Source organism: Pseudomonas tremae (genome assembly GCF_023278125.1).
Classification (GTDB): Bacteria; Pseudomonadota; Gammaproteobacteria; order Pseudomonadales; family Pseudomonadaceae; genus Aquipseudomonas; species Aquipseudomonas tremae.
This window is the reverse complement of record NZ_CP066270.1, coordinates 2699322-2717560: the sequence shown is the minus strand read 5'-3', so window position 1 is coordinate 2717560 and position 18239 is coordinate 2699322. Positions and strand designations below refer to the sequence as shown.

The window sequence follows — 18239 nt, the reverse complement described above, 5'->3', positions numbered from 1 at the left end:
ATGCCAATATCCGGTAACATCGCGCCATGAAAAATCATCTCGTTGTCGCCCTCATCTACAACCAGCTCTGCACCTTCGAATTCGGTTGCACGGTCGAGGTATTTGCCCTTAAAAGACCCGAACTGGGGGTGACCTGGTATGAGTTCGCCACCTTCCCGGTAGATGACGGCCCGATCACCGCAGCCGGGGGTATCACCATTGTTCCGACGCCTGGCGAAGTGCTGCTGGAAAACGCCGATACCATCATCGTTCCGGGCTGGCGCGGCGTGGAATCCAAAGTCCCTCAGCGCCTGATCGAGCAGCTTCAGGCCGCTCATGCACGCGGCACGCGAATCTGCTCGATCTGCACCGGGGCTTTCGTGCTGGCAGCGGCCGGGCTGCTCGACGGGCATAAGGTCACCACCCACTGGCGCTATACCGATTTGCTGGCGACCATGTACCCGGGGCTGACCATTCAGCCCAACGAGCTGTATGTCGACCAAGGCAACATCGTGACCGCTGCCGGCTCCGCGGCCGGGCTGGACATGATGCTGCACCTGGTGCGCAACGATCATGGTTCTCGGGTGGCCAATATGGTCGCGCAGCGCATGGTCATCCCGCCGCATCGCGAAGGCGGACAATCGCAGTACGCCTCACGGCAACTGGTATCGGCCAGTGACGGGCCGATATCCAACCTGATGGACTGGATTCGCAGCGATCTGCAACGACCGCATACCATCAAGGAGATGGCGTCGCGGGCGTCGCTCAGCACCCGCACCCTGCACCGCAGTTTTATGGAAAGCACAGGTCTGACCCCGTATGACTGGCTGCTTGGCGAACGTGTGGCGTACGCCAAGGAACTGCTGGAATCCTCGAAACTGCGTCTGAATGAAGTGGTGGACAGGGCCGGTTTTGGCTCGGAAGAGTCCTTCCGTCGACACTTTCGCAATCTGGTAGGGATCAGCCCGAGCAGCTACCGCAAGCAGTTCGCCCGGACCTGACGTACACCGCGTCGACAATTGATTCGGCGAACTCTCCCCAAGCGCCGACGATGGCGGTATTGGTCATGGCGACCAGGCTTATTCCACACATCGGGTCGACCCAATAATGGCTGCCATACAGGCCGCACCACGACCAGGTGCCTGCGCCCTGCCGCTGCCTGGCAGCCGAGGGATCGGCGAGAATCATCGGCCCCAGCCCGAACTTCCAGCCCGGGCCACGATGAGCGACAGGCGTGACACTGATCGCATTGCCCAGCAGACTCCGGGTACTGGACGGACTCAACAACGGCGCGCCGCCGAGCCGCAGGCACTCCAGCAACCGCAAATAGTCATCGGCGCTGCCCAGCATCCCTGCGCCACCCGACTCATAGGCCTGCGCGTCATGGGCACGGGCCGAACACAACCGCGCCTGACCGCTGTCGAGCAGCAGAACATCATCATTGCCAATGAGCTCCGCGCCCGGACCGTCATGCCTGTAGGCGCACGAGAGCGATTGATGCGGTTCGTGAAGGAATGACGTGGCCTGCATGCGCAGCGGGCCGGTGACCCAGCGGGCGATAGCCTCGGACAATCGCTGCCCGGTGGCCTGCTCGACCACCGCGCCGAGAACATCGGTTGCCAGCGAATACCCCCAGCCGCTGCCAGGTTCGAACAGCAGTGGCAACCTCGCCAGCCGGCTCAGGTTCTCCCGCAGATCGAACGAAACGCAGTCCAGCCCGTCGGACACGCCGCCCCGCAGGTAAGCGTTATTGACGGGCTGGTCGAAACCGTAGCTCAGGCCTGCGGTGTGCGACAGCAATTGCTGCAAGGTGATGACCGGCTCGCGGCCATCCGTCATGCATGGCCGAAATGCCGGTAGCCAGTCGGTTACTGCGGCGGACAGGCTCAACACGCCCAGTTCGCAAAGCCGCAGTACAGTCACCGAGGTCAGCAGCTTGGTCAGTGAGGCCAGGCGAAATCGCGTCGCACGACTGACAGCAAGCTGCTGTTCGCGATCCGTCCAGCCTCGTGCGCTGGCATAGCGCAGTTGGCCCTGCTGGGCCAGCAGCAACACTCCGCCGACTATCCGGCCCTGATCGACAAAGCGGCTCCAGACCTCATCCACGCTCTGCACGGTCAGGTCATCCAGCTGCGCCATGCCTCAATGCCCCTTTACTGCACGGCTGAATACCTGTGCATAGACTTCAGCAGAATGACGAATCGGGTTGGTGTGCGAGCAGCCATCGGCAAACGCCATGCGCCCGACCAATGCGGCGTCGCGCTCATCAATGCCGATGGCACTCAACGTAGATGGAATGCCGATCTGGTCGCGCAGGCTCAACACCCAATCCATCACCCCGTCGAAGCCCGGACTCGGCAGGCGCAGGTAAACCGCCAGATCATCCATTTGTGTGGACAGCGCCGGGCGATTGGCCTCCAGCACGTAGGGCAGCAGGATCGCATTCAACAAACCGTGATGGTGGTCATAAAGGGCGCCCAGGCTTTGGGCGATGGCATGCACACCGCCCAGACCACGTTGAAACGCCGCAGCCCCCAAGCTGGACGCCACCAGCATCTGCTGACGCGCCTCCAGGTCCTGCCCGTCGGCGACCACCCTGGGCAAGAACATTTTGATCATCTGCATCCCTTTGACCGCTACCGCTTCAGCCATCGGGTGCCAGACCGGTGAACACCAGGCTTCCATGCAGTGAGTCAGCGCATCAGCTCCCGTGGCAGCGGTCAGGTGCTGTGGCAAGCCCAGCGTCAATGTGGCATCGAGAATGGCGATGCGAGGCATCATGCGACTGTGCAAGATCGTGCGCTTGACCCGCGCCTGCTCGTCGGTAATCACAGACGCCCTGCCCACCTCAGAGCCAGTCCCGGCGGTGGTCGGCAATGCGATGACCGGGGCAATACCCTCGGGATCGGCACGCAAATGGTTGTGCCCTATGTCTTCGAAGTCCCACAACGGGCGGCTCTGACCGGACATCAGGGCAACTGCCTTGGCGGCGTCCAGCGCCGAACCGCCACCAAACGCAATGACGCCGTCGTAACGGCCGCTTCGATAAACCTCGAGCCCCTCGGCGACATTGCTGCCGGTCGGGTTGCCCTTGACCCGGTCGAACACATCGCAGTGGCCCAGTTGCAGGCGGCAATCCTCTACGGCACTGGCGATCATGTCAGTACCGCCAAGAAAGCTGTCGGTGATCAACAGCGGTCGCTTGATGCCTGTCACCCTACAGGCGTCGGCCAGCTCATTGACGCGTCCGGCACCGGCGCGAATTGAAGTCGGGTAATGCCAGTTGTTGCTGTTCATCGTTCTATTCCTTGAATATCAATGAGATGAGCGTTTCAGTTAAAGACGCTTGCGGGCAGTAAACCGGCCAGCAGGCGCAAGCCGAACGCGATCATGAAAAGGCCGGTTACGATGTCTATCACCCTCTTCATTCGCTGATAGCGGGCTTGCACGGCAGGGATCGAAAACAGCGTGGCCAACAGCACGAACCAGGAGAGCGCCAGCACGGCGATGATCGCCACCCCTGCAACGCGCACCCACACAGGCATGCCCGGCGTGGTGACAGTGGTGAATACGCTGGTGTAAAACGCCAGCGCCTTGGGATTGGTCAGGTTGGTCAGCAAGCCAAAACGGTAGGCGCGTCCGGGGCCGCCGATGCCCAACGCAGCGATGTCCCTGGGTTTTGGCGAGCCACCCGCATTGCGCAGGCTTTTGACGCCAAGCCAGGCAAGGTAAGTGCCTCCGAGCAGTTGCAAGGCTGGTTGCAGCCAAGGTACTTGCGGGAAGATGAGCCCCAGCCCGGTGGCCGCCAGCAAGGCCCATAGGATGCTGCCCGAGGCAACGCCCAGCCCTGCGCATACTCCCTGCGTTAGGGACTGGCTGAGCGACAGTTGAGTGATGACCAGAAAGTTCGGACCGGGGCTGATGATCAAAACGATGAACGCGCCAGCCAACGCCATCAGCAGAGTTATTTCACTCATAAATTAATTACCTTTTAATCAAATAGTTAAACAGCTTTATTAAATTGAAATGTGATGCAACTTGAAGAGAGGTTTGCCAGTTTTTCCAGGCAGGACTTCACCGCTTCATGCGCTTCGATGAGCGCTCGGCAGCCAGGGTCAGGAGTCGGGACGTAGTGGTTGTAGAACGTGCAACCTTCTACCGAAGGCCCCAGCGCCCAGAGCCGCGCATTAGCCTGACCCTCGCGGCCGATGACGCGCCCCAGCGGGTCAGTCTCGATGCCGTCGGCGGGCCATGCGTGCGCTGGCCGAATCAGGCCCTGCGCAAGCAGATCGTTGATCAGCTCAACGCCCTTAGCGGATCGGCTGGCGCCTGATAAACCGCTGCTACTGACCCTGGCGCAGATGACACTGCCCAACGGGATGTCTTTACGTTGCGCGTCACCTGTCGGCGCAAGAACCGTCACCACGCCGGCTTCGATCAGCGCCAGCAGGTCCTCGTGGCGCTCTTTTTGCGGCCCACCGACGAGTCGGTTGGAAAGCCCGGCCCACAGGCGGTAAAACTCCAGCGTCGAAGACTCGGTCAGGCCGTTGCGATCCACGACGCTGCGTAGCAGGTCGCGATAGTCACGCCACACCTCCAGCGCCTGGCAGATCGGGCTATGCGCTGTGCCCAGACGGCTCAACGCCAGGTCTTGCTTGATCCACGCCACCAACCATGCTTCGTAGGCGTCCATTGCGCCTGACCAGGGCCGGAGGATCAGCCATTGCCCAGGGTCAAATTCGCCCCACTGATCGGCCAGCCAGGCAAACAACGCCTGCCTGGAATCGGTTTCGCCGAGCATCCGCTGGACTGACGCCAACTGTCGTGGCGCATCAAGCCGAACTTTGGCCTGGTAAAACACTGCGCGCATCTCGTCCTTGATCAGCGGCAGTACATCGGCGGTAAAGTCGAGCTGCCCGCCCGGCTTCTGCTCACGCAAACGGGCAATGGTGGCAGCGGTAAAAAACAGCCTGGGAAACGCTGCGGCGCTTGATGAATGCCACTGCGGTCGGGCACGGAACGGTTGCCCACTGCGCGAGTAGATAAACACCCTGGGCTCGCGCCCTGACGCCAGATAACGCCAGCCAGCAAACCCTGCGTCGCGCACATAACGCCCTCCGCGCCCCTCGGTCAGGCTCGCCAACCGGTCCATCGCAGTCAGTCCCAAGCCTTCGATTGCCACGACGTCGCCGACTTCTTGCGGCCCGAATGCGTCTGGGCCGTGCCCGCTGGTGAGGAACACGGCGTCGACATCCTTTGCAATGTTCAGGCTGCGCAGCGTGAAACCCGCCGCGTCGGGCTGTGGCCGACAGCTGAATACTTGCCCGGCGTGATAACGCACCTGCACATGCGCCGGACATTGCGTCAGAAGAAAGCGGTAACTGTGCTGTAAATAGCGCCCCAGCAAGGCCCGTGGCAAGAAATCCCCAAACGTCACCGGCCTGCCCTGTCCATCGCGGCTGACATGACCGCGTTCGTCAAGCCGGACATCCTCGGCGTGGCACCATTGCAAAAAGGTCCGGCCCGGCGGCTCGCAGGCCGGAAACGCAGCTGAAAACGCCGATAACTGCCCAGCCATTGTGTTCAGCATCAGGTAATCCGGCTGTTGCGCGTGGTGCAATCCGCTGCCCGGGGGCTGTGGGTCGAACACTTCGATCTGCAGCGGTTGCCGATCAGCGTGCCGGCTCAGGCCGATAAGTTGCTCCAGCACGCTGAGACCACGCGAGCCCATGCCGATGATGGCGATGATATGTGTCTTCATGGCCATCACCAGCGCTTCGGTTCAAAGAAGAACTGCGGCACCGGCAGCGCGAGACCCTGCGCAAGTGCCTGGCGATAAATGCGCTGGCCTACCGCAAGGTCAAGCACGCCAAGCCCGAACGGCGAAAAGATTGATGCCCGATCCGGGCTCAATTCAATCTGCCCGGTCATCAATTGCGCCAGGGTGCCGGTAATGAACGAGCGATCCTGATAGTGGCGCACCGCGAGGTAGGGAGACGTCTGCGCCTTGAGGCAATGGTCAATGTCATCCAGGATGTTATTGGCCCCGGCAATAACCTCATGACCCAGATCGCGCAGCGAAATGTTCAGCACCAGTTGGCCAGGCCGAAACACCGGGTCCAGCACGTAAGGGCTGGGCGCCGTCGTGGCGAACACCACCACATCAGCCTGCAGGCTGACTGGCAGGTCGGTTTGCGCACTTTCCAGCTGATACCGATCGATAGCATGCCGGACCAGCGCCTGCGCCGATGCCTCATGCTCATCGAAGACGCTCACCGAGCCCATCGTCCAGCCGTCACTGACAAACATGTCGAGAAGGGTTCTGGCGATGAAACCTGCACCGACAAACGCCATTCGTTGCACATGGCGCCTATGGCCATTCATCCAGCGCGCGCCGAGCACTGCCGATGCTGCCGTGCGCATGGCACTGATCCGTGAGGCTTCCAGGCAGGCAAAGGCATAGCCGGTCGCAGGGTCATTGAGGATCAGCACCGCCGAGGCGCGTTGCAGCCCGCTGTCGAGATTGCCCGGAAAACTGGAGATCCACTTGATGCCACTGACCGGCTTTGCGCCGTTAAGGCTGGCAGGCAAGGCAATAATGCGATTGGCCGGCGCCTCGGGAAAACGCAGAAAATAGCTGTCAGGATTGATCGTCTGCCCCGCCTCATGGGCCAGGTAAGCTGCCTGAACGTCATCAATGCAGGCCAGAGGGTCAGCTGCCAGCAAGCGCGCAACCACCTCCCCGTCAATCACGTGAAATGGCGCCTGTTGCAAGAGGGTTGAGTCGACAGTCTGCGCGAGTGAGCTTGCTCGCGAAGGCGTCATGGCGAAATCACTACTTTGGCGAGCACGTTCGCTCCCGCAGAAGCTTTTGCGGAACGGGTGCTCAACGCTCGACTCTGGCGATTCGAGATCCGCCAGGGTCATGCCCAGCACGCCACGGCCAAAGCGTTGTTCGACCCAATGATCATCGTAAAGTGTGTCCAGATAACGCTCGCCCCAGTCCGGCGATAACGCGACCACTACCGAACCGGGCTCGATGCGCTCGCGCCAGGCGTGTACAGCTGCGATTACCGTCGCGGTAGAACCGCCGACCAGCATGCCCTTGCTGCGCGCCAGAATGCGGCACATGGCAACGGTGCGCGCTTCCGGGATCATTTCCAGCGCATGAATACCCTCGGCATCAAAGATCGGCGGAAGCTGGCTGGTGCCCAGACCCGGAATGAAACGTCGGCTGGCAGGCGTGCCGAACGTCACCGAACCCACGCTGTCGACGGCGATGATGCGTGTGGTCGGATGGTGCCGGCGAAAATGCTGAAGGCAGCCCATCAGCGTGCCAGTGGTTCCGGCACCGACAAACAGGTAGTCCACATGACCAAAATGCTGGCTGATCGAATGCGCCGTCGTTCGGGCATGAGCGCGTGGGTTGGCGGCATTCTCGTATTGATTGAGCCAGACATGACGCGGATCACTGGCCACCTTTTCGCGAATCAGCGCAATGCGCGTCCCCAGGAACCCGCCGTTGGCATCAGGCGTGTCGACCTTAATGACCTCGGCACCGTAGCTGCGCATCATGCGAATGTTATGGCTGGAGCTGATGGGGTCAACCACGCAGGTGAACGCAATCCCGCGCTCGGCGCAGATCATCGCCAGCGCCACGCCAAGGTTGCCTGACGATGACTCGATCAGAATTGTCTCCGGCCCCAGCAGGCCGCGCGCCTGAACGTCGTTTACCAGCCCGACAGCGGTCTTGAGCTTGATCGACCCGGCGGGATTGAGCGACTCCATCTTCAGGAAAAAGTCCTGACCGATGCCCATCACTTTCAGGAAGGTCTGATCGTGAACGATGTCGCCGAGGCTGTGGTATTCAGCTGTCCTGTGCATGAAGGTCATGTCCGTTGCGCCAGCAAGGCTGCATCGACGCTCGGTTCCCGGGCCTGCTCCAGCCCTGCGCCAATCCTCCCGGCGCGCAACGCCATCAGCGAAAACGACTGGCTGTCGCTGACACCGTGGCTACGTTCGGAGAGACCGTTGACCCAGATGTTCACGTTGCAATGGCCCTGCATTGCGACGCGGTAATCGCGATCGATGGCCAGACCACCGTCCGCATCCGACTTGAGCCAAGGCTGCAGCCCACTCAACAATGGCGGTATCAGGTGTTGCTGATAACCGGTGCCCAGCACCACGGCATCGACTTCCAGCACCTGCCTGCGCTGACTGAAGGTGTCGGTCAGCACAACCCGATAGCCATCCCCTTTTGGCTCGATGGCGGTAATTGCGCTGTAGCCCCAGGTTTGCAGGCGCTTGCGGCCTGCGATGGCATCCTCGTAGATCAGCGAAAACAGCTTCTGGCTTTCATCCGGGTCGATCCCGGCATAGTTGGCCGAGCGGCTGCAGTCGAGAAAGCGATGCCGCGCCGTCGGGTCCAGGCTGTGGAAATAATCCACGTGGTCCGGGGCGAACACCCGGTTGGGGAACTGGCCCAGTTGGGTCAGTTTGAACCCGGCGGAACGATGCACCGAATGCACCTCGATTGATGAGTCGCGACTGAGCAGTTCCATCACCGACTCACTGGCACTCTGTCCCGAGCCCAGCACCAGCCAGCGTTTGGGCAGGTGCTCGCCAAAGGCTTGCAGCCGGGTCAGAAACTGCGACGTGTGAAACAGCGTCGGGCCAAGCAACGCCTCGAACGCAGGCGGAACCCGCGGTGCACTGCCGCTGGACAGCACGATATTGCGCGTGATGAAGCTGGCCTGCAGCGTATGGACTCTGACCTCCTGCAAGCGGCCGTTGCGGATCACCGGGTCAATCTCGGTGACTGGCGTATCGAACAGCGTGCGGGCGTCCACCTGCCTGGAAACCCAGGCGAGGTAATCCGACCATTCATGGCGACTGGCCGGGCGCCCCAGCAGCCCGAAATCGAACATCCGCCCTTGGTCCTTGAGGTACATGGCGAACGAAAAACGGCTGCGCGGGTTGCGTGGCGTCACCAGATCACGAAACACGTGATGGTTGATGTCGGTGCCGGCGAGCAGCAGTTCGCGGTGCCATTGAGTGTCCGGCGCAGCTTCCAGGTAGCGGATGGAAAGACTGCCCAGAGGCTCATTGGCCTCCCTTGCGTCCTCCACAGCGCAGGCCAGCGCAATGCCGGCGGGGCCGAAACCGATACAAACGGCGTCCGAATGAAAAGAGTGAGGTATCGAGTTACCCATGAAATTCCTGTCCTTAGAGTTGGCGTAAAGCGCTGTTCTTGGTGTTTCCGGTCAACGAGTTGCGGGAGTCAGCCCTGTCGGACCAAGGGTCCAGATGCAGCTCTGCGCGCTTTGGTACTCCCCCCGGTCAAAGCTGACGGCGCCCATCGGGGTGGCGAAAACGCTGTCATGCAACGTCGCCGACAGTGGTCGCGCGCGCCGTTGGCCGGACAACCCGGACAACCCGGCCAGCACGTGAAGCATCAGCAGGCTTTCGCGGAAATAGGTGTGCGGCTCGCTGGCGAACAAAGCCCGGTGCAGCGCGGCGGCCTGACAGACGCTTGCGGCGCTGTCGGGAACCCCGAAGCCGATGACGAAGGTATTGCGGTCCCGTTCTGGCGCGCAGCCCAGATGAGGTGAGGCTGCGTCGTCGGTGAGCACCAAAGGTCGAGTGCTGCCCGCGTTTCGTCGCGCGCGCCAGTGCTCACGGCTGGCCTTGAGGCGACCGGCAAACACCTCCACATCAGCACGGGCGTGGCAACGTTGCAGCCCAGCGCGAGCCAGCGCGTTGCCGAGGGTGGCGGCCAGCGCCTGACCGTGCGCACTGTCATCGGCCTGAATCTGTACGCGCTGCCATCCGCGGGACGCCAGCCAGTCGGCCAGATCGCCAGCCAGTTGCCGGTCTGAGGGGCAGAAACGAAACACGTTGTGATGCTCCGTCGTCAGGCGATCGATCGTCGCTGCCGGGGTCAGTAGCGCGATACCGGCCTGCTCGTAGAGCGGTGCAGCACCAAGGGCCGCATCCGACGAAAAATGACCTGCGACGACATCCGCGTTCCAGTCGATCATGTGCCGCGCAACTTCAGCGCCGCGAATGGCGTGCGCACCGTCATCGAGAAAATGCCACTGCACCTGAGCCAGCCCGGGCAGGCAGTTTCGCCCGATCGCCAGCGCCCGCATGAAGGTCCGCGCATGGGGCGTGTCATCGGGGTCGAACAGCGCACTGACGCCGACTCGCAAAGGCGCTGCGTGTGTGACAACCGGCTTCATGGCTGCACGCTCGCCGGGTGACGGCCCGGCATCAGTCGCTGCGGCGACAGGGCTGACCAGTCAGGGCAGGAACGGTCTTTCCCGGCCAGATGACCACGCAGTTGCTCGAAAGCGATCCGGGCGATCCCTGGCGCTAACTTGAAGCCCAACCCGGAAAGGCCGGCAGCCAGGTAAACCGGGCTTTGCTTATCGCAAAACCCCACCAGCGGGCGACCGTCGACGCTGTAACTGTCGAAACCTGGCAGCACGTCCAGCACGCGGACGTTCTTGTCAGAGCCACTCAACTGGGCGATGCGCTGGCGGGCATCCTGCGCATGACGTTCATCAGGCTGTACCAGGTGCTCCGGCCGTAATGCACTGTCGCGAAGGCCGCAGCCGGTCTGCACGATGTTGCGGGTCAGCGGGATGGCGTAGCTCTGGGTGACAGCATCGATGACCGGCATCGACCAGTCGCTGTCAGTCAACACTCTGGCCAGAGGGATCGAACGCACTTCAAGCCCCGCACAGGGCAGCAGATGCTGGCTCCAGGCTCCCGCGGCGACCACTACGCTCCGGCAGCGTAGCGTCGCATCGCCCAGCTCGATGAATACAAGGTCGGCAGCGCGGCAATCGATGGCCTTGATCTCGCAGTGCTCCAGCAGCAGCCCCTGCTGGCGCACCACCTGACACAGCTCGGCAACGGCTTGACGCACATTGCCGACGCTCGCATGAGGTTCGAACAGGTTGGCACGATCTTGCGCCGGACAATGCGGGTAGCGCCGGCCATCGAGTTGATGATTCGGCACCATCCGCATTGGGTAGCGCTCGCTGCCATATCGCTTGATGGCTCGGCGCAGCTTGTCTTCCTGGTCGCTCGCCCCCCGATAGATAACGCCGGTGCGTCGTAACGCACGGGCATAGGTGGCGGCAAAGAGAGCATCGTCCATCTGGGTAATCGAGTACGCTGCCAGCGCCATCAGCGTCGGGTCGCCGTCATACAGGCGCATCAGGCCGCCGGAATAACCGCTTGCGCCTGTGCTGCCGGCCGTGGCCCTGTCGATCAAGACAACTGATACCCCGGCGCTGCACAGCTTGGCGGCAATGCTCGCACCCGTGATCCCGGCGCCAATGACCGCTATTTCATAGTCGATGAACATGTGAAGGTGCGTCCGTTCAGATGGAATATTCAGCGGCCGAACCGTTCATGAGCGTGGCAGTAAGGCGGGCTTCGGGCAGCCGGTAAGCCGTGATCAGTTGCGCTGATATCTGCGGGATCAGCGCCTTGCCGGTCACCGCGATGAACGCAGCCAGATGACCGACCGGGCGACCTTCGGCCAGGCGCAGGCGGGTAATGGCGATGACATCCAGCAGTACCTGAGCAAGACCTTTCATGGAGAACTGCGCAGGCTCGGCGGCCTTCAACCATTGCAGGCGAAAAGCCTCCAGTAGCCCGGCATCGGCACCACGCAGGCCATTCCAGCCGCTGCCCCCAGGTTGTTTTCCGGTTTCCAGCAAGGCCGGAAAAAACTGGTTGAACAGCGCGTCCCGCCATGCCAGGAAATCCGCCAGACGGAAATCGCCCTCGGTGTCCTCTGGTGCAATGCTGGCCAGGTACAGACGTGCGCTGTCAGCGCAGGCCTGGCGCGTCAGGTCGCTGACCCAGATGGCATGGTTGCGGCTGGTCGACAGGTTCAAACCATCCAGCTTGAGAAACTGATTGGGCACAAAGCGCTGGCGGACCTTGATGTCCGGTAACGCCGACAACTGCGCCGGGTAGACGATGGCGTGGCTGAACACGCAGTCAAAACCGAGAAAATGCACCAGCGTGCCCTGCCCCGACTGCCAGTACTGGCGAAACAGCTCCGGGCGGCCGACGTTATGGGCGTATTCACGAAACGCAGCCATGTAACCGGCCAGCCCCATAAACCACGTGTGGACCCGACATGAACCGTCGACTTGCAGGTCGAGCCCGCCATCTCCGGGCCGGGTCACGCCCCAGTCATGCAAGTGCTCCAGCGTGTCTCGCAGCCAGTTGTCCAGCGGCACACGCCATTGCTGCCCTAGCAGGCGGTCGCGCAGTTGCGGTTTGAAATCAGCCAGTTTCAGAAACGCACGGTGCGCGATCTGCCATTGCGAAGGCTGCTTGCACAGCTTGCAGTGCAACCCGGTCATCAGCCCGGCATCCGGCGCCTGGGCACAGTTTTCGCACTGGCTGGCATCGGATTCGGCACCGCAGTAATTGCAGTGACCTCGAGCGAACGCCTCGTAGCCCCAGACGTCGCACGCCGGGCAATAGGGCTCGCTGGAATCACGAAAATCAATCGAGCCCGCCGCCTGCAAAGCGCTGAACACTTCACCTACCGCTTCGGCAAACCAGGGATTGTCGTAGGGACGCATCCAGTTGTCGGGCTCGATGCCGATTGCCGCCAACGACGCTTCGATACGATCGGAGTTGCTGTTGGCAAGCGCTACCGGATCGACGCCGAGTTCCATCCCCTTGCGCAGCATGTAGGACTGGTAGTCATCGGAATAGGACACCAGCACGCAGTCGTGACCGCGCTGGCGCTGAACCCGGGTGAATACGTCTGCGGCCAGAAACGGGCCGGCTATATGACCAATGTGCAAGTCGCCATTGGGGGTTGGCGGTGTAATGGTGACGATGTACTTAGCCATCGATGCACCCCGTGGTCTCTGTGTGCTGCGCGACGAAGGCATTCACGTGATTCATGTCCCACCAGACCACATAAAAGTGGAAGTCTTCGGCGGAATCATTGATGACATAGTGGTTGGTGTGTTTCGGAATCGCGGCGATGTCACCGACATTGAAGGGCATCTGCTTTTCGCCCACCACAAGCTGGGCGCTGCCCTTGATGGCAATGAATATTTCCTGATCGATCTGCGTGTGCGCTTCACTGCAAGTGCCTGGGCGGACCACGCACCAGCCGCCCGCGAAGGGCATCGGGTAGCCCTCCCAGGGCAACAGTCGACTGCCGTCGAGCCCGTACTCATGTACCAGGGAATCGAAGGCGGTTTTACGGTGTATATCGAACTTTTCCATGCTCAGTCCCGTACGTTTCAAGTGCGGCAAAGCATGAAATTGTTGCCAATCGTTGGCTATCCGATTGCCGGATAGCTCAGAAGCGAGTTATCGATTTTTTTGATCGCTGCTCCTGCAAGACATTGGCTGTCCTATCTTTTCTGACAATGACTGGTATCGATAACGCTGATAATTGAATCGAGGGCGGTGGTGTTACCGTTGGCGGCGATGAACGAACACGTCTGCCGACCTTGCGAATCCGCGTCACAAGGTCAGTAAATTACTGCTCTGCTTCATCGCTCCTTTGGTTAGATCTTTAAGCCACCTCACATTGCGTGAGGTGGCTTTTTTTTGCCTTGCCCCCGCTAGAGATCAAAGCCATCCACCACATTGCGACGTTCGTTTTCGTTACGCATGTCGTAGCTGGCGGTAGTCGATATGTGCGTGTGGTGCGCCAGTTTCTGCGCAATCGACAAGTCGTACTCTTCGATTACCCGAGTGATGAACGAGCGACGGAAATCGTGGGGCATGATGTTCACTCCCACTTGGCGCCCACGCTGCTTGGCAATGAAATAAATGGCGTGCTTGGTGATGCGATCTCGGGTGATATGGCTGCCGCGGCGTATCCGGTTGAACAGAAACACGTCGTCGCTCTGCCCCGGCTGAAGGAATGAGCGGCGCAGTTCCAGCCAGTCACCCAGCGCCTTGAAGGCCCATTGCGGGGCGTACTTGATCAACTGTTTGTTGCCTTTGCCCATGACCCTAAGGCTGCGCTCGGCGAAATCAACCTGAGAAATATCCAGATTGACCGACTCTGACTTGCGCATGCCGGAACCGTACAAAATCGCGATGATTGCAGCATCACGGCGCCCTTGAGGCCTCGGGTCGGCAGCGCAAGCCTCCATCAGCTCACGAATCAGCGTACGCCGGATGTTGCGCCCCTTGACCAGGCGAGTGCCGCTGACCGGTTTTATCGAGCGGATTTTCAACAGTTGGTCATGGCTGATCAGGTCATGCCGCCAGGCTTCATTCATCACCCCGCGAATGGCATTCACATACAGCGAAGTGGTGTTGGGTGCGTAATCATCCTCGCGCAACGTGGCGACCAAAGCGGTGACATGACCTGGCTGCAATGTGTGCCAGGGAATGTCGTGAATATCTACATCGGCCATGCCCAGCCGGTCGGCTGCATCCTGCAGCACATAAGTCATGGTCAGGCGGCTGGAAGGTGCAAGACGATCCAGGTAGAGGCGCAGCGGTTTATTGACATCCGGTAGCGCTGGCTGGCTGACGTTGCGTGCGGCCTGGTCGGTATGAGGGTCTTGCGGCATGTGGAGCAACGCCTTCTCTGGTGCAAATGCAAGTGCGAGCGAACGGCTCATGCACTTCTGATTCAGGTTCAATTCGGCCATGTTCAAGCGCCCGACTTTAACATGCTCGACCGGGCAATCCCCGGTAACATCCCGGCGCTTGAATCAACGCTGGTCCGGGTTAGCCTTTGCGCGTGTTTCTAAGTCATCGCCGAGGCAATCTGATGGTGTACCTTGCTGCCCGATCACCACACCGTCGCGAGGCGGCCACCCGTTTCTGGTTGCTGGCCCACCAGCTAAGCCAGCGCAGCGAAGCCGAACGGCTGGCAAGTATTCAGGCAGGATTCGGCCCATGCTGGATAGACGCGATGCGCCACGCCTTCCATTTGGGGCCACAGCAGCTGGAAGCATTGTTTAATGCCTCTGTTTCCACCCTGGAGCGCCGCCAGCGTCAGCAGCGGTCACTGGACCCTGTGGCCTCAGAGCGTCTGGACAGGGTTGCAATGCTTGCCAGCCATGCCCTGCACATATTCAAAACTCCCGAGCGTGCCGGTCGATGGATGATCACTCCAGGCAAGGCTCATGGCGACCGCACGCCGCTGCAATTGTGTGAAACCGGAATCGGTGCGGCTCAGGCGCATCGGGCACTGGCTGAACTGGACGTGAAAACGCTTGAGCAGCGCCCGGCAATCTTTCTTGATGCCTTTCAGCGCCCGGTGTCCACGACCACTCGCCCGCGAACCTGACCTGCAATCAATTGCGGTGCGATGTCGATCACCTCGCTCAGACCGACTTCACGGCTGATAAGCGGTAGCAGGGACAAGTCCAGGTCGGTCGCCAGCCTCGACCATGCTTCCAGCCGGTCAGCGCGGGGGCGCGTCACGCTGTCGACCCCTGCGAGCGTGACGCCACGCAGGATGAACGGTGCCACAGAGCCAGGGAACTCCATGCCTTGCGCCAGGCCACAGGCCGCGACCACACCGCGATAACGAATCCCGGCACATACATTAGCCAGCGTGTGGCTGCCCACGGAGTCAATTGCTGCGGCCCATTGCTCCTTGCCGAGCGGGCGGCCCGGCTGTGAAAGCGTTTCACGGTCAATGACCGCCGCTGCGCCGAGCGTTTGCAGATACTCGCGCTCCGCCATCCGCCCGGTAGACGCAATGACTCGGTAACCCAGCCTGGCGAGAATAGCGATGGCAAAGCTTCCCACACCGCCATTGGCGCCGGTCACCAGCACATCGCCGTGGTCAGGCTTCAAGCCGTGTTTCTCCAGCGCAATCACACTGAGCATGGCCGTATAGCCGGCGGTTCCGACGGCCATTGCCTGCGCCGGGGTGAAGACCTGCGGCAACGCGATCAGCCATTCGCTTTTCAAACGCGCTTTTTGCGCCAGACCGCCCCAATGCTCCTCGCCTACCCCCCAGCCATTGAGCAGCACCCTGTCGCCCACCTTGAATTCGCTCGCATCGCTGGCTTCGACGACACCCGCCAGATCAATACCCGGCACCATCGGAAAGCTGCGCACAATTGGGCTCTGGCCAGTGATTGCCAATGCATCCTTATAGTTGAGCGTGCTGTGCGACACGCGTACCGTCACGTCACCGGCCGGCAGTTTTGCTTCATCGATATCTGTTAGATTGACGCGATACCCTGCCTCGTCCTTGTCGATCAAAATGCCCTTGAACATGTTCGCCTCCAATTTTAGACCGATCGTCTTTAAATAGACCCGGGAAATTATTGCGGCAACCCGCGAAGGTAACCGGCAATAAAGGTGTTCAATGGAATGTCACTTTTGACCAGCCGGGCACGAAGCACAGCGCCCTCCCAGCCGATCCAGAAAAACGCTGCCAGTTCGTTGCAGTCTGCGTCTGCGGACAATTCACCGCTGACCTGCGCGTCTCTCAGGCAGACTGCCAGTTTCGCTTGCCAATCGAGCAGAATCTGTTCAAGCGTGTCGCGAAACCCCTCCGGCAGCAGGCCGACTTCCTGCCCGAGATTGCCGACCATGCAGCCGCGTCGATAATCATGCCGCGCCATGCCGCTTTTGGCGCTTTGCACGAAACCTACCAGCCGCTCCAGTGGCGAAAATGATTCATCCAGCAGCCAGCGGTCCAGGCGTTGCGCAAAATATCGGGCGTATTCATCCAGCACCGCGCGGCCAAACGCTTCCTTGCTTGGGAAGTAGTGATAGAACGACCCCTTCGGGACCCCCACTTCCTTCAGAATGTAGTCCAGCCCGGTCGCTGAAAAGCTTTGCTCGGTGAGCACTTCAAGGCCGCGCCGCAGCAGCAACTCGCGGGTTTCGAGGTTGTCCCGGTTGACGTTGGGCGGGCGTCCTGGGCGTCTGGTGGTGAGCGGAATCTGAGTCATCCCCGAATACTAGACCGATCGTCTCACAAGTCAACCATCGGTAAAGTTCGCATAAACGGGCCATAAATGGCGGTTGCCATTCGGAGCAGCCTCGCGCTCAATGAAAAATTCACTGCTGCGATGCCTGATAACCGGAGAAACAGATGCCTCACTGGCCAGATACCCGTGTTCTTGAACTGTTCGGCATCACCTTGCCTATCCTGCAGGCGCCGATGGCCGGGGCCAGTGGCTCGTCAATGGCAATCGCTGTGGCGGCATCAGGCGGTCTGGGCGCGCTGCCCTGCGCGATGCTGACACTCGATAGAATCGAAGAAGAGGTGCAGCTTTTCCGTAGGCACCATAACCGCGCTCCGCTGAATCTCAACTTTTTCTGCCACGTGCCTCCTGCCGCTGACGCCGCGCGGGCTGAACGCTGGAAGCAGGCGCTCAAACCTTATTACGAGGAATTGGGAGCCGACTACGACGCGCCAACGCCGACCTCCAACCGCACGCCTTTCGACAGCGATACCTGTGCGCTGGTCGAGCACCTGAAACCCTCGGTGGTGAGTTTTCACTTCGGCCTTCCCGAACCCACGCTGCTTGACCGGGTAAAGGCCACCGGCGCCACTATCATCTCGTCAGCGACCACGGTCGAAGAAGCCGTATGGCTGGAACGGCAAGGCTGTGATGCGGTGATTGCCATGGGCTACGAAGCGGGCGGCCATCGCGGACTGTTTCTCAGCGATCAACTGCACACGCAGGTCGGTACCTTTGCACTGGTGCCGCAAGTCGTCGATGCAGTGAGTGTCCCGGTCATTGCGGCAGGCGGTATTGCAGACGGTCGAGGTGTGGCAGCGGCGTTCACGCTGGGGGCATCGGCGGCTCAGGTCGGCACGGCGTATCTGTTCTGCCCGGAGGCCAGCGTCAGCGCCCTTCATCGCCAAGCGTTGCTGAATGCGACTGATAGCGAGACAGCACTGACAAATCTGTTCAGCGGTCGGCCCGCCCGAGGCATCGTCAACCGGATCATGCGTGAAATCGGCCCCATCAGCGCCCTCGCCCCCGCCTTTCCGCTGGCAGGCGGCGCGTTGCTGCCGCTGCGTGCAGCGGCAGAGAAACTAGGCAACAGCGACTTCATGAACCTTTGGGCCGGACAGGCAGTCGGCATCAAGCACCAGCACGGCGCGGGGGAACTGACTCAACAACTGGCAGCAAATGCGCTGAAAATTCTCTCTCGGCGGTAAACATAGCTTTCAGAACAAAGGGGTAGCGCTATATATTTAAATATATAGCGAAACGCCTCTCTACCAGCGGCGTCTGCCTCACCCTCAAGGAACCTGT

At 60.8% G+C, this 18239-nt stretch carries 16 protein-coding genes; 3 read left to right on the top strand and 13 right to left on the bottom strand.

The window, feature by feature from the left end:
• Nucleotides 1-26 precede the first annotated feature (26 nt).
• Complete coding sequence (gene ftrA / locus I9H09_RS12375) at nt 27-980, top strand: transcriptional regulator FtrA (RefSeq protein WP_122325290.1); 954 nt, start codon at nt 27-29, stop codon at nt 978-980.
• Here ftrA and I9H09_RS12370 read toward each other — a convergent pair.
• The 11 genes from I9H09_RS12370 to I9H09_RS12320 form a co-directional block, all read right to left on the bottom strand.
• The gene (locus I9H09_RS12370; RefSeq protein WP_183142500.1) at nt 940-2118 is read right to left on the bottom strand and encodes a serine hydrolase domain-containing protein; all 1179 of its coding nucleotides are present in this window, start codon (nt 2116-2118) and stop codon (nt 940-942) included. The two genes, ftrA and I9H09_RS12370, sit on opposite strands and share 41 nt — an antisense overlap.
• Before the next feature lie 3 nt (nt 2119-2121).
• Nucleotides 2122-3276 (bottom strand): iron-containing alcohol dehydrogenase, encoded by a 1155-nt coding sequence (locus I9H09_RS12365; protein ID WP_122325291.1) that lies wholly within the window; start codon nt 3274-3276, stop codon nt 2122-2124.
• A 35-nt stretch (nt 3277-3311) separates the two neighbouring features.
• On the bottom strand, nt 3312-3956 hold the full coding sequence (locus I9H09_RS12360; protein WP_122347720.1) for a LysE family transporter: 645 nt from the start codon (nt 3954-3956) through the stop codon (nt 3312-3314).
• A 26-nt stretch (nt 3957-3982) separates the two neighbouring features.
• Entirely contained in the window at nt 3983-5746 is a 1764-nt protein-coding gene (locus I9H09_RS12355) for an FAD/NAD(P)-binding protein (protein WP_122347719.1), read from the bottom strand.
• On the bottom strand, nt 5746-7863 hold the full coding sequence (gene sbnB / locus I9H09_RS12350) for a 2,3-diaminopropionate biosynthesis protein SbnB (protein ID WP_183142499.1): 2118 nt from the start codon (nt 7861-7863) through the stop codon (nt 5746-5748). Before sbnB ends, I9H09_RS12355 begins: the two co-directional genes overlap by 1 nt.
• Nucleotides 7864-7868: 5 nt before the next feature.
• The gene (locus I9H09_RS12345) at nt 7869-9191 is read right to left on the bottom strand and encodes a SidA/IucD/PvdA family monooxygenase (protein ID WP_054998234.1); all 1323 of its coding nucleotides are present in this window, start codon (nt 9189-9191) and stop codon (nt 7869-7871) included.
• Between the two features lie 51 nt (nt 9192-9242).
• Entirely contained in the window at nt 9243-10220 is a 978-nt protein-coding gene (locus I9H09_RS12340) for an ABC transporter substrate-binding protein (protein ID WP_122325295.1), read from the bottom strand.
• On the bottom strand, nt 10217-11356 hold the full coding sequence (locus I9H09_RS12335; RefSeq protein WP_122347717.1) for an NAD(P)/FAD-dependent oxidoreductase: 1140 nt from the start codon (nt 11354-11356) through the stop codon (nt 10217-10219). Before I9H09_RS12335 ends, I9H09_RS12340 begins: the two co-directional genes overlap by 4 nt.
• A 16-nt stretch (nt 11357-11372) precedes the next feature.
• Nucleotides 11373-12872 (bottom strand): methionine--tRNA ligase, encoded by a 1500-nt coding sequence (locus I9H09_RS12330; protein ID WP_122347716.1) that lies wholly within the window; start codon nt 12870-12872, stop codon nt 11373-11375.
• Nucleotides 12865-13257 carry a cupin domain-containing protein gene (locus I9H09_RS12325; protein WP_005886705.1) on the bottom strand — a complete coding sequence of 131 codons (393 nt, stop codon included), beginning with the start codon at nt 13255-13257 and terminating at the stop codon, nt 12865-12867. Before I9H09_RS12325 ends, I9H09_RS12330 begins: the two co-directional genes overlap by 8 nt.
• Nucleotides 13258-13601: 344 nt before the next feature.
• Nucleotides 13602-14567, bottom strand: coding sequence for a site-specific integrase (locus I9H09_RS12320; RefSeq protein ID WP_122313370.1), 966 nt, complete (start codon nt 14565-14567; stop codon nt 13602-13604).
• A gap of 203 nt (nt 14568-14770) precedes the next feature.
• Here I9H09_RS12320 and I9H09_RS12315 point away from each other — a divergent pair, with 203 nt between their 5' ends.
• On the top strand, nt 14771-15292 hold the full coding sequence (locus I9H09_RS12315; protein ID WP_122347715.1) for an antitoxin Xre-like helix-turn-helix domain-containing protein: 522 nt from the start codon (nt 14771-14773) through the stop codon (nt 15290-15292).
• Here I9H09_RS12315 and acuI read toward each other — a convergent pair.
• The gene (gene acuI / locus I9H09_RS12310; RefSeq protein WP_122347714.1) at nt 15253-16236 is read right to left on the bottom strand and encodes an acrylyl-CoA reductase (NADPH); all 984 of its coding nucleotides are present in this window, start codon (nt 16234-16236) and stop codon (nt 15253-15255) included. The genes I9H09_RS12315 and acuI overlap by 40 nt on opposite strands.
• Before the next feature lie 47 nt (nt 16237-16283).
• Nucleotides 16284-16919 carry an acrylate utilization transcriptional regulator AcuR gene (acuR, locus tag I9H09_RS12305; protein WP_053932653.1) on the bottom strand — a complete coding sequence of 212 codons (636 nt, stop codon included), beginning with the start codon at nt 16917-16919 and terminating at the stop codon, nt 16284-16286.
• A gap of 143 nt (nt 16920-17062) precedes the next feature.
• Here acuR and I9H09_RS12300 point away from each other — a divergent pair, with 143 nt between their 5' ends.
• The gene (locus I9H09_RS12300; RefSeq protein WP_122325301.1) at nt 17063-18142 is read left to right on the top strand and encodes an NAD(P)H-dependent flavin oxidoreductase; all 1080 of its coding nucleotides are present in this window, start codon (nt 17063-17065) and stop codon (nt 18140-18142) included.
• The last annotated feature ends 97 nt before the right edge of the window (nt 18143-18239 follow it).